The sequence below is a fragment of the Salinibacterium sp. M195 genome (genome assembly GCF_019443965.1).
Taxonomy (GTDB): domain Bacteria; phylum Actinomycetota; class Actinomycetes; order Actinomycetales; family Microbacteriaceae; genus Rhodoglobus.
In genome coordinates, this window is sequence record NZ_CP040814.1 from 1,328,402 (window position 1) to 1,352,280 (window position 23,879).

The 23,879-nt window shown below is 59.4% G+C and carries 20 protein-coding genes; 9 read left to right on the plus strand and 11 right to left on the minus strand.

From position 1 onward, the window contains the following. Positions 1-136 precede the first annotated feature (136 nt). Entirely contained in the window at positions 137-1,228 is a 1,092-nt protein-coding gene (locus FFT87_RS06360) for a glycosyltransferase family 4 protein (protein ID WP_219950474.1), read from the plus strand. A 4-nt stretch (positions 1,229-1,232) separates the two neighbouring features. On the opposite strand, the gene FFT87_RS06365 is transcribed toward FFT87_RS06360, so the two are convergent. Beyond that, positions 1,233-1,757 (minus strand): hypothetical protein, encoded by a 525-nt coding sequence (locus tag FFT87_RS06365; protein WP_219950475.1) that lies wholly within the window; start codon positions 1,755-1,757, stop codon positions 1,233-1,235. Continuing rightward, complete coding sequence (locus FFT87_RS06370; RefSeq protein ID WP_219950476.1) at positions 1,754-3,082, minus strand: glycosyltransferase; 1,329 nt, start codon at positions 3,080-3,082, stop codon at positions 1,754-1,756. The genes FFT87_RS06365 and FFT87_RS06370 overlap by 4 nt, the downstream gene beginning before the upstream one ends. A gap of 62 nt (positions 3,083-3,144) precedes the next feature. Here FFT87_RS06370 and wecB point away from each other — a divergent pair, with 62 nt between their 5' ends. Continuing rightward, positions 3,145-4,209: a non-hydrolyzing UDP-N-acetylglucosamine 2-epimerase gene (wecB, locus tag FFT87_RS06375; RefSeq protein ID WP_219950477.1), complete on the plus strand. Its 1,065-nt coding sequence runs from the start codon at positions 3,145-3,147 to the stop codon at positions 4,207-4,209. Here the strand turns inward: wecB and FFT87_RS06380 are convergent. Genes FFT87_RS06380 through FFT87_RS06390 form a run of 3 tightly spaced genes read right to left on the minus strand, consistent with a single transcriptional unit; the run spans position 4,206 to position 8,407 of the window. Next, positions 4,206-5,996, minus strand: coding sequence for an ABC transporter ATP-binding protein (locus tag FFT87_RS06380; RefSeq protein WP_255560096.1), 1,791 nt, complete (start codon positions 5,994-5,996; stop codon positions 4,206-4,208). The two genes, wecB and FFT87_RS06380, sit on opposite strands and share 4 nt — an antisense overlap. A 51-nt stretch (positions 5,997-6,047) precedes the next feature. After that, entirely contained in the window at positions 6,048-7,208 is a 1,161-nt protein-coding gene (locus FFT87_RS06385; protein WP_219950478.1) for a glycosyltransferase, read from the minus strand. Continuing rightward, complete coding sequence (locus FFT87_RS06390) at positions 7,205-8,407, minus strand: glycosyltransferase (RefSeq protein WP_219950479.1); 1,203 nt, start codon at positions 8,405-8,407, stop codon at positions 7,205-7,207. Before FFT87_RS06390 ends, FFT87_RS06385 begins: the two co-directional genes overlap by 4 nt. 263 nt (positions 8,408-8,670) lie before the next feature. On the opposite strand from FFT87_RS06390, the gene FFT87_RS06395 reads away from it, so the two are divergent. Together FFT87_RS06395 and FFT87_RS06400 are read left to right on the plus strand one after the other, a co-directional pair. Further along, positions 8,671-9,336 carry a glycosyltransferase family 2 protein gene (locus FFT87_RS06395; RefSeq protein WP_219950480.1) on the plus strand — a complete coding sequence of 222 codons (666 nt, stop codon included), beginning with the start codon at positions 8,671-8,673 and terminating at the stop codon, positions 9,334-9,336. Positions 9,337-9,342: 6 nt separating this feature from the next. Beyond that, positions 9,343-9,693: a DUF2304 domain-containing protein gene (locus tag FFT87_RS06400; RefSeq protein ID WP_219950481.1), complete on the plus strand. Its 351-nt coding sequence runs from the start codon at positions 9,343-9,345 to the stop codon at positions 9,691-9,693. Between the two features lie 33 nt (positions 9,694-9,726). Here the strand turns inward: FFT87_RS06400 and FFT87_RS06405 are convergent, their stop codons facing one another. From FFT87_RS06405 to FFT87_RS06415, 3 genes are read right to left on the minus strand one after another with little or no spacing between them, the layout of a single operon-like run. Continuing rightward, the gene (locus tag FFT87_RS06405) at positions 9,727-10,713 is read right to left on the minus strand and encodes a Gfo/Idh/MocA family protein (protein WP_219950482.1); all 987 of its coding nucleotides are present in this window, start codon (positions 10,711-10,713) and stop codon (positions 9,727-9,729) included. Continuing rightward, positions 10,714-11,730, minus strand: a complete 1,017-nt coding sequence (locus FFT87_RS06410; protein WP_255560127.1) for a DegT/DnrJ/EryC1/StrS aminotransferase family protein — start codon at positions 11,728-11,730, stop codon at positions 10,714-10,716. 56 nt (positions 11,731-11,786) lie between these two features. After that, positions 11,787-12,398 (minus strand): acyltransferase, encoded by a 612-nt coding sequence (locus FFT87_RS06415; RefSeq protein ID WP_219950484.1) that lies wholly within the window; start codon positions 12,396-12,398, stop codon positions 11,787-11,789. 133 nt (positions 12,399-12,531) lie between these two features. Between FFT87_RS06415 and FFT87_RS06420 the strand changes: the two genes are divergently transcribed. From FFT87_RS06420 to FFT87_RS06435, 4 genes are all read left to right on the plus strand, one after another. Beyond that, a complete protein-coding gene (locus FFT87_RS06420; RefSeq protein ID WP_219950485.1) occupies positions 12,532-13,689 on the plus strand; it encodes a glycosyltransferase in 1,158 nt (385 codons plus the stop codon). Between the two features lie 125 nt (positions 13,690-13,814). Beyond that, the gene (locus FFT87_RS06425) at positions 13,815-15,539 is read left to right on the plus strand and encodes a cell wall-binding repeat-containing protein (RefSeq protein ID WP_219950486.1); all 1,725 of its coding nucleotides are present in this window, start codon (positions 13,815-13,817) and stop codon (positions 15,537-15,539) included. A gap of 46 nt (positions 15,540-15,585) precedes the next feature. After that, entirely contained in the window at positions 15,586-16,560 is a 975-nt protein-coding gene (gene galE, locus FFT87_RS06430) for a UDP-glucose 4-epimerase GalE (RefSeq protein WP_219950487.1), read from the plus strand. Positions 16,561-16,633: 73 nt separating this feature from the next. After that, on the plus strand, positions 16,634-18,661 hold the full coding sequence (locus FFT87_RS06435) for an acyltransferase family protein (RefSeq protein WP_219950488.1): 2,028 nt from the start codon (positions 16,634-16,636) through the stop codon (positions 18,659-18,661). 46 nt (positions 18,662-18,707) lie between these two features. Here the strand turns inward: FFT87_RS06435 and FFT87_RS06440 are convergent, their stop codons facing one another. From FFT87_RS06440 to FFT87_RS06450, 3 genes are read right to left on the minus strand one after another with little or no spacing between them, the layout of a single operon-like run. Further along, complete coding sequence (locus tag FFT87_RS06440) at positions 18,708-20,009, minus strand: O-antigen ligase (RefSeq protein WP_255560097.1); 1,302 nt, start codon at positions 20,007-20,009, stop codon at positions 18,708-18,710. After that, positions 20,006-21,334, minus strand: coding sequence for an O-antigen ligase (locus FFT87_RS06445; RefSeq protein WP_219950489.1), 1,329 nt, complete (start codon positions 21,332-21,334; stop codon positions 20,006-20,008). Before FFT87_RS06445 ends, FFT87_RS06440 begins: the two co-directional genes overlap by 4 nt. A gap of 9 nt (positions 21,335-21,343) precedes the next feature. Further along, positions 21,344-22,528: an acyl-CoA dehydrogenase family protein gene (locus FFT87_RS06450; protein ID WP_219950490.1), complete on the minus strand. Its 1,185-nt coding sequence runs from the start codon at positions 22,526-22,528 to the stop codon at positions 21,344-21,346. Between the two features lie 108 nt (positions 22,529-22,636). Between FFT87_RS06450 and manA the strand changes: the two genes are divergently transcribed. Beyond that, positions 22,637-23,815: a mannose-6-phosphate isomerase, class I gene (gene manA / locus FFT87_RS06455; protein WP_219950491.1), complete on the plus strand. Its 1,179-nt coding sequence runs from the start codon at positions 22,637-22,639 to the stop codon at positions 23,813-23,815. Positions 23,816-23,879: the final 64 nt, after the last annotated feature.

Sequence of the window (23,879 nt, forward strand, 5' to 3'; positions counted from 1 at the left end):
TCTGCATGGCTATCTGCGTGCGAACTGGTCAAGTCTAGATGTTCGTGGCGTGTTAAGCGCGGTGAGCGAGTGTGGGGCGAACTCGTGATGCTCGCCCGCTGACGGACTGCTGGGTGCGCGGTGCTATCGTGAACCAGTGCGTGTACTGATGGTCACTCCGTGGTTTCCGACCCCTGGCTCTGCTGAGTCGGGGATCTTTGTCTTGCGCGATGCTCTTGCGCTAAGTGCTGAGCATTCCGTGAGCGTTGTCCACCTCGACTCCGCCTCAACAGCGCTATCTCGAAGCGGTGAAACGGACGTTCGCGGAGTGCGCACGCTCCGAGTGCCGTTTAATCGGTGGCGCCTGCGTGACTGGTTCTCGGCGCTCAAAGCCGTGAGAGCTGCTGCGGCAGAAGCGGATGTCGTTCACACGCACGCACTGACCGGGATCGTTTTGTTCGCGTTCGCGCGTCCAGGAAAATCGACGCGTTGGGTTCACACCGAGCACTGGTCCGGGTTGACGGCGCCAGAGACACTTTCTGCTCGCGGGCGATTGGGGCGTCGAGCACTCATGCCGATTCTTGCGCGCCCCGATGAAGTAATTGTGGCCTGTGATCGGCTAGCCAACACCATCCGCACTGTACGCAGCAAGCCCATCGTGACGATTCCGTGTGTCGTCGTTCCGCCGGCTGCTGTAGCCGCTGCACCGCACGATCCAGCGGTGTTGAGGATCGTGGGCATCGGGGGAATCATCGAGCGCAAAGGCGCGATCTGTGCCCTGGAAACTGTTGCCGAGCTCAAGCGTCGCGGCGTGACGGCCCACCTCACGTGGGTCGGCGAAGGCCCGCAGCGCGATGAACTCGTTGCTCGGGCGCAGCAACTAAACCTCGCTGATCAATTGACGCTGACCGGCGCCCTGAGCGAGACCGAGGTCGGGGTGCGACTCGACGAGTCTGACCTCTTCCTGCTCCCCACGCTTGGCGATAACTTTTGCATCGTTGTCGCCGAAGCTCTCTCTCATGGTCGGCCTATTGTCAGCGGTGCCGATACCGGGGCCGTTGACTATTCGACGGCGGCCGTGTCGCGTTTCGTCGAGGATGCCAAGAATCCGATTGCCTACGCCGAGGCAATTCTTGACCTGCGCTCGTCAACTGATTCGGTCAGTGCCGGAGAAATCGCTGAGACAGTAAAAGACCTCTTCACTCCGCAGCGGGTGAGTCAGCTCCTCGTCGCCTCGTACTCCCGCTAGCGGACTATCGCGGGGTATTTCCTTGGTCGTTCGTGCTTGGCGTGGCAAATGCGAGTCCAAGCCCGGATGCCCGGGTGTCGTACTCTGCGCGCGAGCACCATCCGCGTTTGTGCGCGATCCACGAACTTTTCACAGCCGCAAGGTCAGCGGCCACGATGATGTCGGAGCCCTTGAGCGCAGCACGGGCTGCGGGGTCTCGGCGAAGGTGCCGCCAATACACGCGGCCCTGGTCTAGGGGACCGAGGGAGTTGATGAGTCGCCCGATGGGAAAGGTTGCGAGTCGCGCATAGAGAGCGCGAGCACCAACCGCGTTGAGAAGACGATCAAGCAGAGGTTTGTTGACGCTCTCAAGCACGATGCTCTGATTGAGTGCCTCTGCATCGCGAGGAAAACCGAAGGAAACGACGCTCAAGTCGATTTCGCCGCTGTTCTCCGCGAGCAGAGTCTTCAAGTAGGAGTTTTCACCGCTGAGAGTGGCTCCCGCGGATGAGTTAGGGACGCCACCGATGAGGACGAGGACTTTCTTCACTGTCGACCGCTTTCGATTGTCTCGCGGAGAGCAGAAATTCGGGGTGCCAATTGTGCATCTCGTTCCAGATGAGCGGCCCACGTGCGCGCCGCTGCCCGCGTCTCGGCTGTAGAGTTCGTCGCCGCAATTGCCGCTGACTCAATCGCGGCGGCAAATTCTTCGGCACCGACAGCGGTGGCGGAGTGCACGCTGGGGTACCCCTCGAGAATTCCGGTTGCTGCGGTGATGGGGTCGTGGAGCGCCGCAATCGGCAACCCCGTTGACGCGTATTCGAACACTTTGCCGCTCGTCACATACCGGCTCTTGCTGATGACGAGCAGTAGGGCATCGAAGTCTTGATAGGTGGCCGAGACCTGCGTCTTGCTGACGGGACCGCCATAGCTTACGTTGTCGCCTTCGAACGACTTCAATAGGTTCGCAGCTTCTTGATCGGCTTCTGCGAAGTGACCGAGACGACCACGAATGACGAGTTTCGCATTCTCAAGTTGCGGCACGCGCGCTCGCGCGAGCGCCCATCCTTCGAGCGCCTCGCGCAGGGGAATCGGGCCATAGATCGTGCCCAAGTAGCCAAAGACGAGTGGTGAACCTTCGGGCCGGGCGCTGCTCGTGTCTCCAACAAAGCTGGTGTCGTAGCCGTTAGCGACCACATGAAATTTATCGGCTGCGTGAGGATATTCGGTGGAGTGCCACTGCTCGATTGGCTTGTTGACGAACCACGCTTCTGTGCACCGTGCGAGTAGCGATCGCTCAAGACGATTCGACCGGTGCCACCGTTTACCTACGCGTTTTCCTGAATACACATTGAGGTGCCAGGCATCCCGATGATCAATCACGAAGGGGATGCCGAATCGACGATTGAGATGGTTTGCGGCAGCGAAATCGACGTTGGGGTTCGCGGTTCCGAGCACAAGATCGACCGGCGTCGCCTCGTGGATCTTTTCCGCCGCACGTTCAAGCGGCTTTCTCCAGGAGCCGTAGGCGAGCTCGGGGAACTGCGCCAAAGATACGAGCCAGCGCGACGCATTCCAGAGCAGGGGGGAATAGACGCGAAGCCGCGACCACGACCCGATGTTGGTATCGCCCCGTTCTGGGTCAAACGGAATTCGAACAACCGAAATTCGGGGGTCAATTGAGTTGACCGTCTCGGGGTCAGAGCCGGTCAAGCGCTCGTAAGTGTCTTCGGTCGCAGTGAGCACCGTCACGTTCCAACCTTCGCGAACGAAGGCGTTTGCCGTGGCGAGGGCTCGATACATTCCGGCGTTGCGAGCAGGGGGAAACGCCCACGCGACGTAGAGAAGGTGTTGGCGATTTTCTTCGGAAGTCATTGCGCCTTAGTTTATTGGGTTTAGCTCGTGGCGGTACGGCACGGCCTTGCTAGGCTGACTGCGTGCGAGTACTAAGTGTCGTGGGCGCGCGCCCACAGTTTGTTAAGTTGGCGCCCATTTCCCAAGCGATGCGGGGGCGAGCAGAACACATTGTTGTTCACACTGGCCAGCACTATGACGAGTTGATGTCAGATGTGTTCTTCCGTGACCTCGGAATCGACGCCCCCGATGTGAACCTCGCTATTGGCTCCGGCAAGCACGGCGAACAAACCGGGGCCATGCTCGCGCAGCTTGAGCCGGTTATCGAGCGCTATCAGCCTGACTGGGTGCTTGTCTACGGAGACACGAACTCGACCTTGGCCGCGGCAGTCGCGGCGATCAAGATCCACGTTCCCGTTGCTCATCTTGAGGCCGGGTTGCGTTCTTTCAATAGACGGATGCCCGAGGAGCACAATCGTGTGCTCACGGATCACGCCGCAGATCTTCTCCTCGCCCCCACCCAAGTCGCCATGGATCACCTCGCCAATGAGGGCCTCGGTGAGAAGTCGGTGCTGGTCGGTGACGTGATGACTGATGTGCTCTACTCGGTACGCGACCGTATTCTGGCGAACCCGGTACCGCTTCCGGAAGGCGTTGAGCCGCAAGAATACTATGTGGCCACTCTTCACCGTCCCGATAACACCGACGACCCCGAGCGCTTAGCCGAAATCCTTTCTCAGCTTGGGTCCTTGAAGCATCCGGTGCTTCTCGCGGCCCACCCCCGACTTGTTGCTCTTGCCGAAACACATCAGCTCGACCTGAACCAAGGGTCGATTCGCGTGATCAGCCCGTTGGCATATCCCGAACTCGTGTCTGCCGTCAGTAACAGCGCGGGAGTGGTAACCGATTCCGGTGGGCTGCAGAAAGAAGCTTTCTTGCTGCGCGTTCCCTGCACCACGATTCGTCCGGAAACGGAGTGGGTCGAGACGGTGACTCTGGGATGGAACGAGCTCGTCAGCGAGGACCTCACGAAGCTGAAGTCCAGTGTCGAGCGCGCGCGTCCGGCGGATACCAATGAAGCGCCGTACGGCAGCGGCACTGCGGCAGATGCTGTCGTTGACGCCCTACTGGCACATCAGCGAGGCTAGTCTTCGCGCGGGCCGAGTCCGGCGAGCTTCGCCTGGATAGCAAAGTCGGGAACCTTGGCGACGAGTTCGTCGAACGTTCCCCCTTCGACAACTTTTCCGTCGCGCATGAAGAAAATCTGATCGGCTTCTTTGACCGTCGATAGACGGTGAGCGACGGTGACGATGGTCATCGAGCCTTTAAGTCGGCGGATGGCGTCGCCGACAGCAGCTTCTGTCGTCGTATCGAGCGCGCTCGTTGCCTCATCCATGACGAGAAAGAGCGGCTCGGCGTAGAGGGCGCGGGCGATGCCCAAACGTTGACGTTGACCTCCCGAGAGCGAAAGGCCGCGTTCGCCGATCCGGGCCTGAATCCCTCCGTCTCGAGATTCGATCGTGTCAAGAAGCTGAGCTTGCCGGAGTGCTTCGCGCACTTTGTCTTCGTCGAGGTCATTGGTCCACGTGAGGGCAACATTCTGGGCGACCGTCGCGTCGAAGAGGGCGACGTCTTGGGGCACGTAGGCGACATGATCGCGCCAGGCCCGCGTCATCCGGTCTAGTGCAACTCCATCGATATCGACGGTGCCCGCTGTCGGGGACATCAGCCCGAGAAGAATGTCGACGATCGTCGATTTCCCGGCGCCTGATGCGCCGACAAACGCAACGGTAGAGCCGAACGGGATATTCAGCGTGACCTCATCGAGAGCGGGCGTCGCGCCAGGGGAATACTCGAAGGTGACATCGCTCAGCCTGAGATTTTTAGGCTTATCGGGAAGTGGCTCCAGGCCGAGATCGTCGCCCTCGTTGGTGCTCGATTCGGACCGCTTGATCTCAGCCAGTACTGCTCGCGCCTGTGGTTCGCTCGTCGCCATTTGCGAGACGATTGATTGGAATCGGACCACGGAGGGGGCCATGCGAAAACCCGCGAGCCCGAAGAGCGCTACGGCGGAGGTTGCTTCCGCAACTCCGCCTGTTGCGAGTCCGACGAGTCCGACTACAACGAAACCGCCGATGAGTCCAGACTCCAGAATGAACCGCGGCACTTGCGCCAGAAATTGTGCGTTCGACCGTGCCTGAGTTGTTCGGCGTCGGTTCGCCCGAACGACTTCGGCTGCTTCTTGCGACTTATTGCGCAGCGTCACTTCTTTGAGCGCACCAACCATCTCCGTGATGAGGCGAGAACTGCGAAGCGAGAAACGCAACCCCACCCGGCCGGCTTCCCGTGAACGTTTTGTCACCCAGAAGAAGAGGACCATGCCGAGAAGGCTGAGGTAGATGAGTGCGGTGAGCGCGACGAGCGGCTGCACGAACGCCAGCACAATGACAACGGTGACGAAGCTAAATACTTCGCCGGGGAGGGTGGTGATGGGGCGAAGGTAGCTTGAGACCATTGCGGAAACACTGCTGTCGGTGAGGCGCACGACGTCGGCAGAGTTGCGCTTGAGGCGCTCCGTCCAGGTGGACTTGAGATAGCTGTCGAAGAGTCGCGAACCGATGACAAGCTCGAAGTTAGCGAAGACGCGAGTTGCCCGCCAAATAACGACGATCGAGAGTACGCCCTTCATGATGATGAGAAGGCAAATGAGTCCGAGCGCAACGAGAAGCCCATTCGTACTCACGGTTCCGATGAGGGGAAAACTCGGGTCGGTGCCGCTGACGATTGGTCCGATGACCACGGCGAGCAATCCGAGCGCCGCTGCATCGAGGGTAGAGAGCAGCGAGAGTGAAATCGAATAGCGAACGAGGAATCGCTGGGCCTTTGCCGGGAGCACGCTCAAGAGCTCTCGGTACAGATTCCACGATTTTTTCACAAGTTCTCCTGAGCATTTTTGGTGCCGCGGGGCAATTGCCCGCTCACGACTTTACTTCAGCGTTGAGCTGGCCAAGCTGAGTTCGATGGCATCGCAGCCACGTTCGGCGGCGGCCTGAAGCGAATAGTGTGCGCCCAACCAGTCAATCTTGGCCGCGGCCAGAGTGGTAGCGCTGGAGTTGGCCGCGTCGAGCATCGCTTCGGCCACCGCGGCAATGTCCCAATCCACAGCCCAACCGAGTGCGTGTTCGGCTGCCAACGTTCGAATCGGGCCCACGCCGGCGAATACCAACGGGGTTCCGCACGCTACCGAAACAAGGGCTTTGGTAGGGATGGCAAAGTCGTACCCGACTCCGGGGCGCACCGAAGCGAGTCCTGCCTGCGCTCCACGAAGGTGGGCCGCGACGACCGCTGATTCGACAAACCCATGAAAGGTGACGCGATCGCTGGCAGGTTCGAGGATCTTCTTGAGTTTCTTGACATCAACTCCGCCGCCGAACATGTCCAAACGTATAGTCGGATGCTGCTGAGCGACGCGAAGAAATGCTTCAGCGAAGACTTCCGACCCCTGAAACTCAGACATTGTGCCGGCGTAAACGAAGTACGGGGCATCCGCAGGTGCGTGGGGTCCATCCGGACGATAGATCGAGGTGTCGACACCAGTGCCGACGACAGTGACCTTCGAGGTGTCATCCATCAACTCGTCGAGTTCTTGACGTACTCCCTCGGATACAGCGAGGACGCCACGGGCGCCTTTGAGCACATACCGCTCCATCGCCGTCACGAGTTTGACGACTAGCCGGGGTGCGTTGATTGTCTTAACGGCCGCAGAAGTGACATCGGCGGAGTAGTAGAAATAGGGCATTCGGCGCACAGCCAGAGCGATCCGGGAGACGAGGCCGGTGGTGGGTGGTGGTTCGACGACCACAAAAGCTGCTCGTGGCGCGAACAGCAGTCGGAAAAAGAGAGGTATATCGAAGCTCGCATATTGGAGGTAGCCACGAACCGATCCCGAGCTATCGCGCAGTACCGGCCAACGCCGTATTTGCGCGGTGCTGTGCGGGCCGCCAGGCGCGCGCGTCGTGAGTACGGCAACGGAGTAGCCGCGCGCTTCAAGGGCAATCGTGAGTTGTTCCAGGCGATACGCGGCAGCGGTTCCTTCTGGCGCGTACACCCGGCTCGCGATGATGGCGCGTTTCCGTTGAGCTGTCATCGCGAGTGCTCGGGGGAACTGTTGGTTGCGTCCGGGTACCGACCGAGCGCGGCGATAAAGGCGGCACCTTCTGTCTCGGCGCTGAGAGCATCGGCGGCGAGATGAGAGGCATTCTTGAGTTCACGAACTTTTGCGGCGGTGAGGCCATTGATCGTTGCGGCGAGATCAGCAGCGCTCCACCCCGGCACTATTACGCCGACTCCGAACTCATTCACGATCTGCGCCATCATCGGGCTTTGACCAATAACGACTCCCATACGCGACTGAATGGCCTCGAAGAGTTTGTTCGGGAGCGAGAACTCGAGGTTGACGGCGGTGGGTTGATAGAAGATGACTTCGAGGTCGAACTCGTTGATTCGAGAAGGCACCTCAGTCATGGGAACGGGATCGACAAAACTGACTCGCTCACCGAAGGGACGTGCAAGTTCTTTCACTTGCGCGATTAGCGTGGGGTTGCCGGTCAGCATGAAGGTGAATGAGAAGCGTTTGTCAATGGTGGGAAGCGCGGCAAAGATTTCCTGAAATCCTCTAGCCCAACTTGCCATGCCATGAAACACCAGCTGAATGTTGTCATCGGACACTTCAGACGGCGTCAGATCCTCTCGCGGAGGGCTGTTGCGAACAATCTCGGGCAACGTTACGCCGAAGTCATCGACGTAAAGCTCGGCGATACGGCTCGCTACCGTTGTGCGCGTGTCGATGGCTGAATGCCCGATGAGCGAGCGCCGCCAACGGTAGTAGCGATCGGTGAGCATACGGCGGATGCTGTTGAGCTCGAGCTGAGGATCGCGGTATTCGTGCATATCGAGATGGATTTGCTTGGCGAGTGCAGCTCCGGTGAAGACCTTGCGCAGGGTCAGAAGGGGCAAAAAGTCGTAGTCTTCGAAGACGATGCAATCGTAGGCACCTGACGCGATTGCGCTGAGCAGCTCTTGGGGGATTCGGTCCAGCATCAAGTAGCGAAACTTTGCTTGAGATGGCAGCGCTCCGTACACCAAAAACGATCCCCAGCGAGCACGAACCCAGGGGGCTTGCGGCAGCAAAGCGTAGTGAGAATCCGCGGCGCTCGCCGGGTGCTCGCCAAGCCCGAGAGTATCGATCGACCAGCCGTCAGCCGACAGCCAATCGATCTGGCGACGGACTCGAGGGTCGTCCTTGAGATTCGAGTACGAAATGAGCAATATGCGTCGTGAAGTCAACTGACGTCTCTCCTGATTGAGTCAAAAAATACCGTGCGTTCTGTTTCTGCTGAGATTTCATGCGCGGCACGGTCTGAATTCTTCTTCATAAGCTCGATGTGCTCGACGGTGAGCGATGCAACGGTCTGCGGAGCACGCGGGGGTCTCGCGTCGTGGGGGACATCACAATGATGAGGGCTCGTCGATTGCTATGCGCCATAATGAGCCAATCCTAACCGCTGCCAAGTCGGTCGCCAGCGGCCGGACTGTGCGAAACTAGTGAGATGGCGCAGACCTGGGCAGTTGTCCCGATGTTCAATGAAGGAAGCGTCATTGCTTCGGTTGTTACCGAGTTGCGCAAGTCGATTCCCCACGTCGTCTGCATTGACGACTGCTCCACTGATAATTCTGTCGCGCAGGCGGAATCTGCCGGGGCGATCGTGGTGCGCCACCCCATCAACCTTGGCCAAGGTGCAAGCCTTCAAACCGGTTTCGAGTTCGTTCGCACCATTCCTGAAATGACCGAGATCGTCACGTTCGATGCCGATGGCCAGCATCAGGTTGCTGACGCGCTCGACATGGTGCAGAAATTGCGCGACGAGCACCTCGACATCGTGATTGGCTCGCGGTTTCTCGATGACCGCACCGATATGAGCCGCCTCAAACGCGCGGTGCTGCGGCTCGCAACGGGCTACACGCGAATGACGACCGGGATGGCGCTCACCGATGCTCACAACGGTCTGCGAGTCATTTCCCGTGACCTTTTGATGAAGATGCAATTGAAGCAAAACCGGATGGCGCACGCCTCAGAGCTGATTGATCAAGTGCGTTTTCATCATGCAACGTGGGCCGAGCATCCGACGCATATCGTGTACACGGACTATTCCCGTAGCAAAGGGCAGTCTGTGCTGAACTCCGTGAACATCCTCGTGGAAATAATCTTTAAGTAGGGCATCATGACGATAATTTTTCAGATCCTCGCGCTGATAGCAGTGGTGTTAGTCGCACTTCTGACCCTCCGCGGAGGGGGAGCGCGACGCCAGGCAGTTCAGCGTATTTTCATGCTCATCTTCATCCTCGCCGCGGGATCGTCGATCATCGCGCCTCAGGTGTGGACCTTTGCCGCTCGGCTTTTGGGTGTTGGCCGTGGCACAGACCTCTTGCTCTACATCACGGTGCTCGCGTTTCTCGCGTTCGTCGGCGCGACGTACCGCCGTTTTCGCCGTCTTGAGGATGATCTAACAGAAATGGCTCGGCAGTTAGCGCTGACGCGCGAACAAGCACAGCACCACGCCCCCGAGGAATAAGCGCCTCGCGGTACTGGGGGTGTGATTCGCGGCTTAGAGTCCGCTGATACGGTGTTCGAGCCCGTCTGCCACGAGCTTTTCGGCGATCGCCACGACGGACGCACCTTGAGCGAGAGTCACGATGCCCCCAGTCTCGCGCGACAGAACGGCGTCTCTGAACGCTTCGTGTTCAGCCCGAAGTGGCTCTTTCTTGTCGAGCGCAAATCGAGTGACGTCGCCCTCGGTGACGCCACGGAACTGTGAAATGTCGTCCCATTCGTGGCGGCCCACTCCGTTTTCGAAGAAGGTGAGGTCGGCGGTCAGGGTATCGGCTACAAGCGCACCCTTCTCGCCGGTAATGATCGTGGTGCGCTCTTTGAAGGGTGTGAGCCAGTTCACCGTGTGGCTGGCGATAGTGCCCTTGCTGAGCGTTCCGACTGCGACGACCATGTCTTCGTGTTCGCGGCCGCTTCGGAAGGTTGTTCGCGCGTTAATGGAGACGTACTCCTGCTGAGTTACCCACGCGGTCAGGTCAATGTCGTGAGTCGCTAGGTCTTTGATGACGCCCACATCGGCGATCCGGCCGGGGAAGGGCCCTTGTCGCCGTGTCGAGATTTGGTAGATCTCACCAAGCAGGCCTTCTTCGATGCGTTTGCGAGCAGACTGTAGGGCTGGGTTGTAGCGCTCGATATGGCCGACGCCGCCAATAAGCCCGGCAGTAGTGAAAAGATCACGCAGCTCGATGGCGTCTGCGGTTGTCGAAGCGACGGGCTTCTCGATGAGGGCGTGGATGCCACGCTCGGCGAGTGTACGGCCGATGTCGAGATGGTAGGTGGTCGGTGCGGCAACGACGCAGTAGTCAAAGCCCATATCGAGGAAGGTTTCCAGATCGCGAACAACCGGCTTTCCTTCGATCTGGTCGGCGACGGTTGGTGAGGGATCGTAAACCCCGCGAAATTCAACGCCTTCGAGTTCATTGAGGACGCGACTGTGGTGTCGGCCCATCACTCCGAGCCCGAGTACGCCTGCGCGTAATGTCATCTAGCTGCCTGCCTTTGCGACGTCATTTACTGCCTCGACGATGGTGTCACGTTCTTGCTCAGTCAGCGAGGGATAGACGGGCAGCGACAGTGCTTGAGTGGCGACTTCTTCGGTTACCGGGAGATCCAAGTCGAGTCTGAAGGACGGCAGTCGGTGGATCGGGGTGGGGTAGTACACGCCGGTTCCCACGCCGCGCGCGGCGAGAGCTTCTGCGAACGCATCCCGGTCTTGGTCAACGACACGGATCGTGTACTGGTGGTAGACGTGAACCGAGCCTTCGGCAGTGGGGGGAGTGATGACGCCAGAGAGGTTCGCGTCAAAGAAGTGCGCGTTGTCTTGACGCTGCTGGGTCCACCCCGCCAACTTGCCCAGTTGAACACGACCGATCGCTGCATGGATGTCGGTCATGCGAGTGTTAAACCCGACAACTTCGTTCTCGTAGCGGCGTTCCATTCCCTGGTTGCGCAAGACTCTGGCCATGCGAGCGAGCTCGTCGGAGCTAGTGGTGATCATCCCGCCTTCGCCTGACGTCATGTTTTTGGTGGGGTAGAACGAGAACGACCCGGCAATGCCCCAGTTGCCAACCGGGATCCCATTGACAGAGGCGGCATGAGCTTGAGCGGCATCCTCGAAGACGAGAAGGTCATGCTTCTGAGCAATTTCTGTGAGCTCGACCATGAGTGCGGGGTGACCGTAGAGGTGCACTGGCATGATGGCACGCGTCTTGGGGGTGATCGCTGCTTCGACGGCTGCGGGGTCGATCGAGAAGTAGTCCTCTTCGATGTCGACGAACACCGGGGTGGCCCCCGCGAGCGCTACAGCGTTTGCCGTTGCCGCAAAACTGAACGATGGCACAATGACCTCGTCACCGTGGCCGACGCCAGCAGCGACAAACGCCATGTGGAGCGCGGACGTTCCTGAGTTGACCGCTACGGAGTGTGCTCCGCCGACGATCGCTGAGAACTCGGTTTCGAAAGCCGCAACTTCGGGACCTTGCGCGAGCATTCCGGAACGCATTACGCGGTCAACGGCTTCGCGTTCTTCTTGGCCGATTTGTGGCCTAGCTGCGGGAATCACTTACTCTGCACCTCAATTAGTTGACCGGACGCTATTTCGCGGTACTTCGCGTCGGTGACCGGACAGCTCCACTCACCGGGTGATGTTTCTTTTAAAGGATGGCCAGCAGTGCCAACCCATCCAACGCGCTTGGCTGGGCTGCCAACGACGAGCGCGAAATCTGGCACGTCTTTGACGACAACTGAGCCCGCCCCGACGAGTGCCCAGCGACCGATCACGATGGGTGCGATGCAGGTGCTGTTCGCGCCGATTGACGCTCCTTCGCGAATATCGACGCCGACGGGGTGCCAATCATCCGCTGATTTCGGTGTGCCATCAGCGTTGATGGCGCGAGGAAAGTGATCGTTCGTGAGCACGACAGCCGGGCCGATGAAGACGCCAGCGGCAAGTTTTGCGGGTTCGTACACAAGGGCGTAGTTCTGAATTTTGCAGTTGGGGCCAACTTCTACGCCGCTGCCGATGTAGGCGCCGCGACCGACGATGCAGTTCTCTCCCACGCTGGCGTTTTCTCGAATCTGGGCGTAGTGCCAGACGCGGACGCTCTCTGCGAGCGTCGCTGTCGCGGCAATATCGGCGCTGGGGTGGCGCAGAGCGTTCGTGTCGTGCATTCAGGCTCCGTAGCGATCGCGGGAAAAGCGTCAGGTCAGGATCCATCCTATTCCGTCGGCCTCGGTCTGTCGTCTGAGATGAGGACGGCACTGCGTTGCCGTGGTCGCCACACGCCCGTGAGACACTTCCCTTGTGAACCGCACTCTTCAAGCACTTCGGTCTCGACTGCCTGATTGGATCGGCGGGCGACTACGGGCGAAAAAATTCCGGTACCGGGCTTCGGATGTGCCGCGGATGAGTCCGGTCCCGTCAACTCCTATTCGAGTCTTCATCGGTCCCGCAAACTATGCCGGGCAGGGCGATCGCTATGCGCGCGCAATCGAGGCGCTTCCTGGCATCGGTGCCGTGAGCATGCAGCGAGTAATTGGCAATTTCGGCTTTCCTGCCGATATTTCGGTGCCCCCGAATGTCTTTCGTTCATCCCGTCGATGGCAGAAGCGACAACGTGCCTATGTTCTAGCGAACTTCACGCACGTTGTTTATGAGGCACAGATGCCCCTCTTCGGCGATCTCGTGAACGGTGGTCTCGAAGCCGAGGTTGCGGAGCTGCGTTCTCACGGTATCCACGTCGTGATGCTCTCACACGGGTCTGATCTTCGTTCGCCCGCGCTACACCGCGAGCGCGACAAGTGGTCCCCCTTTCACGAAACCAACCCACGAGCCGAACGAGTGAAGGCGATTGTCGAGAAGAACCGGGCGGCGCTGGGCCGGTTAAACGCGCCGGTTCTTGTCACGACGCCAGATTTATTAGGGGACTGGCCAACGGCAACGTGGATTCCGTTGGTAGTTGAGCCGGAGCGCTGGGAGAACGAGTCGCCGATTCTGGAGCGATCGCGACCACGGGTACTTCATGCGCCGTCAAATGCGTGGATCAAAGGCTCCGACCTGATCGAGCCAGTGCTCACGCGACTTCATGATGACGGAGTTATCGAATACAAGAGAGTTTCTGGGGTGCCAGGAGCACAAATGCCGGCGCTCTATCGAGAAGCGGACATCGTCTTAGAACAGTTCCGCATCGGCACTTACTCGGTCACCGCGGTGGAAGCGCTCGCTGCGGGACGGCTCGTCATCGCTCATGTCTTCGACGACGTGCGCGCGCACGTTGAAGACGCCGTTGATCGAGAACTCCCGGTGATCGAGGCAACCGTCGACAGCGTTGAGGAGGTTCTCTTGGCGATATGCGCAGACCGTGACCACTTCATCCAGCAGGCTAAAAAAGGCCCAGCATTCGTGCGTGCTGTGCATGACGGTCGGCTCTCGGCCGAGGTTCTCGAAGGGTTCCTGCACTAGCGCAGTTTCATCTTGGAGCGTGGAGCAACTCGCGGTGTCACTCAAAGAGGGACTTCACAATTCTCCCAGAAGACATATCCTTTAACAACGTAGCTTGGCCGGGGGGATGTTTGATGAATAAGTTTATGGCTGTAAAGAGTCGTTTGTTTCGGGTAACCGCGATCGTTGGGGCGATCGCAGTGCTTGCCTCCGGGGCTGTCGTTCAAGGTTCAGCGACCCCCGCTGAGGCCTACACCGGCAGCGAATTCAATCCCGGAAACATCATCAGCGATGATGAGTTCTACAATGGCAGCGCGATGACAGAAGCCGAGATTCAGGCTTTCCTCAACGCCAAGACGGGCGTGCTCAAGACCTTGCGCCAAAGCGTCACCACTCGCGCTCGAGAAGTCTCTCAAACCACGGGCAACCTGATCTGTGAAGCGATTCCGGGCGGCAGCAACCTGCTCGCGTCGACAATGATCTACCGGGCACAAGTAGCCTGCGGGATTAGCGCGAAGGTCATCCTCGCCACACTCCAAAAAGAACAAGGGCTGATCACGCGCACTAGCCCCAGCTACCACAACATCAACTACGCGCTGGGATACGGTTGCCCGGACACTCCGCAGGGTTGTGGCGAGGCCTACGAGGGCTTCGGGTACCAGGTGTATACGGGGACCCGGCAGTTCAAGGCCTACAAGGCAGCTAACTTTGCCAAGCAGCCCGGCGTTCACACGATCGCGTACTTCCCCAATAACCCTGCGTGTGGCGCGAAGTCAATCAACATCGTGAACTACGCGACAGCCGCTCTCTACAACTACACCCCCTACGTGCCGAATGCCGCAGCGTTGGCAAATCTCGGAGGGTTGGGCGACGACTGCTCTTCGTACGGAAACCGTAACTTCTGGAACTATTACTACTCCTGGTTTGGCAACCCGACAAGCATTCAGCCGGCAGCCACTGTCGAGCGAATCGGTGGCGGAAGCCGCTATGCAGTGTCTGCAGCGCTCGTCAACAAGAACTACCCCACACCCGGCGTCGAGCGTGTGTACGTTGCCACCGGCGCCGCATTCGCTGACGCACTGAGTGTTTCTGTTGCTGCCGCGGTGCAGAAGGCTCCATTGCTTCTTGTGGAAGCTAACTCGCTGCCAACGAGCGTCAAAGCCGAACTCGTGCGATTGAAGCCCCAAGAAATTGTCGTATTGGGCGGCCCAACGGTGGTTTCTAACGCGGTGGCTACCCAGCTGCAAGGCCTTTCACCCTCGGTGAAGCGCATCTATGGTGGCGATCGCTACGAAACCTCTCGACTCATCGCGACTAGCGCGTTCCCGGCGGGAGCGACCACCTCGGTCTACCTCGCGACTGGAACGGACTTCCCTGATGCTCTCTCGGCCAGCTCCGCTGCCGCTAGCCTAGGCGGACCGCTCGTGCTGGTTCGGGGAACTAGCTCATCGCTCGACGCCAAAACGCTTGCGCTGTTGACCTCGTTGGGAACGACCAAGGTATTCATTGCGGGAGGCACCGGAGTGATGTCCAACGGAATTCAAGCGCAGCTCAACAGCATCTTTGGCACAGCGAACGTCACACGCTACGGTGGCTCGAATCGCTATGCGACGTCGCAAGCCATTAACGGCGCTGCCTTCTCGACGGCAAGTTCTGTGTACTTCGCCACAGGGACAAACTTCCCAGACGCGCTCTCCGGTGCGGCGATTGCCGGAGCGACGGCAGCTCCGCTTTATATCGTGCAACCAACGTGCGTTCCGAAACCAGTGCTGCAGGATGTCAAGGACCTTGCGGCATCCAAGGTTTATATTCTGGGCGGTACTGGCGCGCTGAGCCAGAGCGTGGCGAAGTTCGTGAATTGCAGCTCTTAGGTTTCAGCATCCCGGCAAGGGGCAGGACTGTTCTTAGACTGGCGCCATGAGAGTTTTAGTTACTGGTGGGGCCGGCTACATCGGGGCGCACACCTCACGGCTCTTAGAGGCGCGTGGCGACTACGTTCTCGTCGTCGACGATCTCGTTACGGGTTCTCGCGATCGAATCCCCGGCATCCCTGTCGTGGAAGGCAACCTCGCCAATGGATCCGCTCTTCAGCTCGAGACGTTGATGCACGAGCATCGCATCGACGCCGTCATTCATTTTGCAGGTCAAAAACAAGTCGCCGAGTCAGTTGTGAATCCTGCGTGGTACTACGAACAAAACGTCGGCAGCGTGGCTCAGGTATTGCTCGCGATGGAGAGGGCCGGAGTAACGAAGCTTGTATTCTCGTCGTCCGCAGCGGTGTATGGCGATGCCTCCGGCGCGATCAGCGAGGCGGCGCAGACCTCACCCATCAATCCCTACGGGGCGACAAAGCTCGTCGGCGAACAACTGATCACGGCCTGCGCCGCAGCGTGGCCCTTGCGGGCCGCTAGCCTGCGGTACTTCAACGTTGGTGGGGCTGGCACGCCCGAATTGGGCGATACTCAAGCACTCAACCTCATCCCGATCTGTTTCGAGCAAATAGCAGCGGGTCTAGCCCCGATTGTGTTTGGGGACGATTACGACACCTCCGACGGCACGTGCGTGCGCGACTATGTGCACGTGAGCGATGTCGCTGATGCCCATCTCGCAATGCTCGATGCCCTGCCCGAACAACCGGGAAACACCGTGCTAAATATCGGTACCGGCATCGGCACGACTGTGCGAACCATGGTCGAGGCGATTCTGGCGGTAAGCGGAAGCGACCTGGCGGTCGAAGTCGCCGGCCGTCGTATTGGCGATCCCGCGGCCGTTGTCGGCGTCGTAGACGGCATCCAGGACCTTACCGGGTGGCGCGCACGATACTCAGTTTCTGACATTGTGGAATCGGCCTGGAGATCACGACAGTACTTTGACGGGCTATCGGTTAATTAGGCTCGTTGCCACGGAGACGGACTGGCAGCTCGCCAGCGGCTGCGTCGAGACGTGATGAGGGGGCGGAGGGCGAATGTCGTCTAATCAGGTGTCGTTGCGGGCAGTGCAGCCGTTCGAGCGAGCAGGCTTCCGTGCTGACATCCATGGGTTGCGCGCGGTCGCGGTTGTACTGGTTCTCGTTTATCACGCGGGACTCCCGCTCCCCGGCGGATACATCGGCGTCGACGTTTTTTTCGTTATTTCCGGCTACTTGATTACGAACCACCTGCTCAGCGAACTTGCGAGCAGCTCCACGATTCGCTTCGCGCGATTTTACTCAAAACGAGCTCGACGAATCTTGCCGGCCTCGTTGGCGGTCGCAGCGCTCACCATCGTCGGTTCATTCGTCGTTCTTCCAGCTGAATTGCTCAAATCGGTAGCGAAGGATGCGATTGCGACAGTGCTTTACGTGCCCAACTTCGTTTTCGCCATTCGTGGAACGGATTATTTAGCCGAGACGGCTGCCTCGCCCTTTCAGCACTATTGGTCTCTCGGTGTCGAGGAGCAGTTCTACGTTCTCTGGCCATTACTTTTGTTCGTGCTGTGGCGCGTGGCAAGTAAGGACTGGGTGCGGATCACACTGATCGTTGCGGCAGTCACAGCGTCATTCATTATGAGCGTCGTGCTGGTCGAGGTGAGCCCTCCCTGGGCTTACTTCTCATTGCCCTCGCGAGCGTGGGAACTCGGGGTTGGGGCACTTGTCGCAATCGCTGCAGGCAAGCTGCCGTTGCCCAGTGTCCGTTTGGCGGCCAGCTTTGCTTGGCTAGGTCTCGCCGGTATCCTCTTCGCGGCAGCGACGTACAGTTCGAGCACCCAATTTCCGGGGGCTGCGGCGCTGTTGCCAGTACTCGGCGCGGCGCTGCTGATCTGGTTCGGTGGGAGAGCGCGAATGAGCGGTCCGCTGGTCCTTTTGCACTTCCCGGTTGTGCAATTCATGGGAACGATCTCCTACTCGCTCTATTTGGTGCACTGGCCATTGATAGTGCTGCTTGCCTATCTCCGCCCGGTTGCTGAAGACCGAATCTCGTTCATTTCCGTGGCCGCCGCACTGTGCTCTGTACCGCTCGCGTGGCTACTCTTCCGGTTCGTTGAGTTCCCGTTTATACGCAGTTCCACGATGCCGGGCCGCTCTCCGCGTCGAGTGCTGATTGTCGGACTCGTAGCCTCGACTGCGGTCATCGCCGTAGCGCTCGGTTCGCTGGCTGCAGGTGCGCTGCGTCCGACTGACGCTGGGCGAACGGCCACCCCGATCGTCGGCCCGCTTGACGAACTCGTTTTCAGCGAGTTCGTCCCCTCCAACATGCTGCCGTCCTTGGCTGAGGCCAGCGGTAGTGTGCCTTCAACCTACGCCAGCGGTTGCCATCTCGGGGTAGCCGAGGTCGTCGCGCCCGATTGTGTGTTCGGGGATACTGAGTCGTCGTCGCGAGTTGTGCTTTTTGGCGACTCCCATGCTGCTCAATGGTTCCCGGCCTTAGAAGCATCGTCCGCGGCACACGGAACTGCTTTGTACAATTTGACGAAATCGTCGTGTCCCTCTATCCCTGTCGCAATTGAGCTAGAGAACGTGCCATATCGTGCCTGTGACGAGTGGCGAGATAACTCTGTTGCGCAGATAAACGAGCTAAGACCAAGCATGGTTATCGTCTCCAACTTCTCGAGCTACATCGGCGTTGATGGTGACGCCATTTCCCCAGAGTCTTGGGCTCGGGGCTATGAGGCGTTGAGGCAAGCTATTGATCCGACAATTGACGTCGCGGTAATCAGTGATACTCCGTCCTTCCCGCAGACTCCAGCCCTCTGCCTTGCTCAACACCTCAACGATGCGCTGGCATGCTCGGAGTCGCGATCGCACGCCATCAAGGCAGACTTCGCAGCGGCAAATATCGTGTCGAGTAAAGCGATCGGAGCACAGTTCGTCGATTTGACGGATGCGTTCTGTGATTCTGAACGGTGCGGCGTCATCGTGGGAGCAACTCTGATGTACCGAGATTCTCATCACATCACCGTTGAGTACTCGCGGATTCTCTCTCAACAGCTCTGGCAAGCGCTAACCCTGCGCTAGACCGGCCGTCTGGGAGCGGAGTTCTGCGGTTCTCGAAGGATGCGCGCTAGATGCCCGAGGATGGATGAGCATCGAGCGCGTTGCGCCAGCTCAACTCCCGAGCGGCCTTCACGCAGCACACGACGAACGTAAGCCAGCCAAATTCGATGAGCAGCGAGCTCTCAGCGGTAGCGCTGACGATCAGCACGAGCAAGACGAGCGCGGGCCAAGCAAAGACGACGCTGCGGCGCCGTGACGCCAACAGCCACGAGCGCATAAACGCGAGTCCGAGCAACCCGATGAAAATGAGGAAGCCAACGAGGCCGAGCTGAAACCACACGTCGAGGTAGGCGTTGTGAGCTGAGCCTGGTACGCGGGCACCAAAGTTGCCGAACGCGGTGAATGGCGCTAGATCAGCTTTCCATGGCCCGATCCACCCCCACCCTTCTAGCCGGTGAACTTCACCTAGTGACCACAGCTGTCGCCATACTCGCAATCGGTAGGAGAGGTCTCCGCTGGCGTCGAACGACGCGACGATGGCCGTTCTCGACAGCCAGCTCACCACAGCAACGGCCGCAACGAATCCGATCAAGACGAACTGCCAGTAGCGACGTCGACCGGAGGGCACCCGCCGCAGTCCATAGAGAGCGGCACTTGCCGCAAGCACGATGAGCGCGGTTCCGAACGCCAGAGGTGACTGCGACAGAACCAACACCAAGGCGGCGAGAACAATCGAGCCGATTGCGTACCCCCGCTGCAACGACTTCGTGCGGAGCTCAGTGGCGAAAGTGATGAGCGCGATAACGGCGATGATGCCCAGTTGGTTTCGAGCGCCAAAGATGCCCTGAATGGGATTAACTGTGCCCAGATTCCCGGCAATCGACAGTGCCCTAAGGGAAGTGTCAAAGATCAACCCTGTCAAGATTTCTAGGCTCATCGAGGTGACTAAGACGAAACGCATCACGTCGCCGAAAGCGCGAACAATCTGGATCGTGTCCCGAACCAATGCGATGTAGATTCCCAACACCGTGAAGACCAATAGGTAAGTCAACGAGGCGAGCGAAGCCCACTGGTACTGGCTCCAAAAGACGGTCAGCCAGGCCCAGGCGGTGAACGCGATTAAGGAGATTGGTACTAGAGCGCGCCAGCCGATGTTTCCCCATTGGGCGGCGAGCGACGCTGCGACGAGCACAACGAGACACCCCAAAATAGCGAGCAGTCCGGCGGTGCCGATCGTGTGGCGAAGCGCGAACGTGCACAAGGCCGTAGCAATCGTTGCTGTTGACAGCGCTGCCGACACGCGTGGAGAGCCGAGGATCGCAACGCTGGTGTCAATGACTACGCGGTAGCGGGGCGGGGGATGAATCATGGTGTGCGCACCATCCAGTCGGGTCGCTTCGTTTTGACCGCAATAATCACGAGCATTGCGAGCGCATACTCGCCGAGAAGCCTGCTCTCGGGGATACTTTGCACGACGAGGGCGACCATGACCAAGATTGGCAGAAAGCTGATTGCCGAGTACGCATCTGCCCTACCCGCCATTGATTGGGGGCGATCTGCGGCGGCAAGCCACGCTCGCAGCAGCGTCGACGCGACAAAAGCGGCGAATACTATGACTCCGACGATGCCCAACTGCAGCCAGACATCGAGCCAGGTATCGTGCGCCTGAAGTTGCACAACACCATTGCGAGTGATGCCGTTCTTGAAGGGTTCAGCCCACGGCATCCAGAACGCAATCCAGCCCCACCCGAAAGCCGGGCGCTGCTCGGCCAGGCCTATGACGAACTGCCAGATGCCGGCGCGCCCCGTCAGGTCACTACTTTTGCCCAACAACTCGAAAATAGTGTCGCGCAGTACGAAGCCAGTTGCAGCGGCCACCGAAGCGACCCCGACGAACCCCACCGCGCTCCATCGGCGAGCGGTCTCAGTGCGGCGGCTGCGGATGATTAGCAAGCCAGCCGCCGTCACGGCGACGGCGACGAGCGCCACGGTGACCGTCGCAGAACGGGTGAAAAATAACGTCAGCGCAGCCACTGTGAGCCACGTAATCGACCATCGTTTAGTCACGGAACCTGTCGCCCACTGAATCGCGAAAGCGATGAGGCCGAGCAGCGCGAGGAAACCCAAGTGATTGGCGTTGCCGACGATGCCTTGAATGCGTCCGTCATCGAAGGTGTCGAACAGCTCATTTCGTGACCAATAGAGCATTTTGGGGATCGTGGTGTAGCCGGGCACCGCAACTTCAGGCTGAGCTGTCCACGGCAAGATTGGACCGCGAACGATAGTGGCGACGATGAGCTCAAACAGGAGTGACGCTGCGATGAGGAGGCGGAGGACGCGGGCAAGTCCATCGAGCAGCTCCTGCCAGGTGAAGCTGATGGCGAGTGTGAGCGCGCCGAGCACCGTCATCCACGTCGTGGCCAGCCCCAGCGCGCTCGCCGCAGGATACTGCGACCACGCGAGCGACGCTGTGGCCAAAACCATGAACACAACGAAGGGGTAGGGAAGACCGCCAATGCTCCAGCGATGCCGAGATTGAACCAGAATCAGCACCGAGATTGCGACTATCGTTACCGCAACAACGCCCCAGGCGCCCCAGCCGACCGAGTATCGCCACGCATCGCCCCCAAAGAGAACAAGGAGCGAGAGAACGAGAAACCAGGCTCGCGCCTTGGGGTGCTCAATCAGTCGCATTACGCAAGATTAGACGAATGCCGCCTTGCCTGTGATTGCACGACCCACGATGAGGGTATTCATTTCGCGGGTTCCCTCATACGAGTAGATTGCCTCGGCGTCGGCGAAGTGGCGCATCACGCCGTAGTCAAGCACGATGCCGTTGCCGCCGAGCACTTCGCGGCACCACGCGACGGTCTCGCGCATCCGGCTCGCTGTGTATTCCTTGGCAAGCGCTGCGTGCTCATCTTTCTGGATGCCCTCATCGAGCATTTCGGAAACTCGTGTCACCATTCCGATAGAGGCGGTGATGTTGCCCAGACTCTTAGCGAGGTGTTCCTGAACGAGCTGGTGGCTACTAATGGTCTTGCCGAACTGCACACGCTCGCCGGTGTACTTCACAGCCGCTTCGTAGGCACCAATCGAGTTTCCGACGGCGGCCCACGCGACTTCGGCACGAGTGAGGCGCAGCACGGCCGCGGTATCCCGGAACGACGTGGACTTCTGCAGGCGGTTGGACTCCGGTACGACGACGTTCTCGAGCACGATGTCAGCGTTCTGTACGATGCGCAGCGCCTGCTTGTTCTCGATGCGAGTAGCGGAGTAGCCGGGAGTGCTCGTCGGAACGATGAAGCCCTTGACCTGGTTGTCTGCCTCGTCGCGTGCCCAGATGATCGTTACGTCGCTGATGGAACCGTTGCCGATCCAGCGCTTAGCGCCGTTGAGGATCCAGTTGTCTCCGTCGCGCTTAGCTACCGTTTGAAGGCCTTGCGCGGTGTCGGAGCCCGACAGGGGCTCGGTCAAGCCGAATGCGCCGAGCAGTTCGCCTGAGGCAAACTTGGGCAGCCACTCCTCGCGCTGCTCTTGTGAGCCGGCGACACCGATTGAGCCCATGACGAGACCGTTCTGCATTCCCACGAGCGTGGCGGCACTGGCGTCAACGCGAGCAAGCTCAAGCGCAACCCAGCCGCGAAATACCGCGGAGTTCGGAAACTGCTGCGTCTCGGCCCAGGGGAGTCCGAAGAGCCCGAGGTCGGCGAGCCCCTTGACAACAACATCACGATCAAAGAATTCAGCCTTCGCCCACAGATCGTTCGCGATCGGACGCACCTCTTTATCGAGGAACGCACGCAGCTTCAGGATGGTGTCTTTTTCCTGATCGGTGAGGGCATTCTCGTAACCGTAAAAATCGCTACTGAGAGTCTCAAATGTCATTGTTTACGCTCCATTGCTTAGTGAAATCACTGCGAGCCTAAAGCGTGAGCGCCCGTCGGCTCTAGGCGGTTGGTACTTTGGTCTAAGGCATCGAGAAGAGTGGACAGAATGTTTGTAGGCATCACTAATACCCCCCGCGATTACGCTTGGGGGTCTGCCGGGGAGATCTCGACGCTCTTGGGGATGCCGCCGACAGGCAAACCGGAAGCAGAGCTGTGGCTCGGAGCCCACCCGGGAAGCCCAAGCGTGATTCTCGAGCCCGCTCTGACCGGTGACGCCCAGGATCTCAACGAGTGGATCCAACGGGACGGTGCCAACGTTCTTGGTGAAGGGACCACTCAGCTTCCCTTCTTGTTGAAGGTTCTCGCGGCCGGTGCGCCGCTATCGCTGCAAGCGCACCCGACACCCAAACAGGCAGCCGAAGGATTTGCGCGAGAGAACGCGTCTGGCGTTCAGCTCACAGCCTCGAATCGCAACTACAAGGACGCGTCAGCGAAACCGGAGCTCATTCTCGCGCTAAGCGACACCTTCGAAGCGCTGTGTGGTTTTCGCTCGATGGCAGCGACCCGAGCATCCATCGAACGGCTTGTTGAATTGGATGCCGCGACTAACGCCCCACAGGCGCATCTTTTCGAGGCGTGGTTGGCTTTCGCTCGCGGTGATTCCGACCTGCGTGCGATGTTCGAGTGGCTTATTTCTGCGGAGCACCCGGTGCCGGAATTGGTTGAGCGGGTCACGGCGCTCGCCGACGTCGCGCCAGCGGAATTTGCGCTCGTGCGGACTCTTGCCGGCCACTACGCTGGCGACCCCGGGGTGCTCATCGCGCTCATGCTCAACCATGTGACGCTCGCGAAGGGTGAGGCGTTATTCTTGCCAGCCGGCAACATCCACGCGTATCTGCGAGGAGTCGGAATTGAACTCATGGCAGCGTCAGACAATGTCTTGCGCGGCGGCCTAACGCCTAAACATGTCGATGTCCCGGAGCTGCTGACCGTGCTCGACTTTTCGGCGAGCCCGGTGCCCTACTTGCGTCCGACCGTTATCGGCGACACCGCTCAACTTTTCCGCCCGCCCGTTCGCGATTTTCAACTGATCGAAGCCACCGGTGATTGCACCGTCGAGTTGGCCAGCGCCGCAATAGTGCTCTGCACCGCTGGTGATTTCGTCGTCGAGGGTTCTCACGCATCGACAGCTCTCGCTCGCGGTAGTTCCGTTTTTGTTACTGCCAGTGAAGGGCGGCTGACGATTAAGGGCTCCGGTCAACTGTTTGTCGCGGCAACGCAATAGCGTGAGTTCAAGTAGCGTTGGTCTCGCCGACGTATCGGTTCAGAACAGGGGCAGAGTCTGCCGC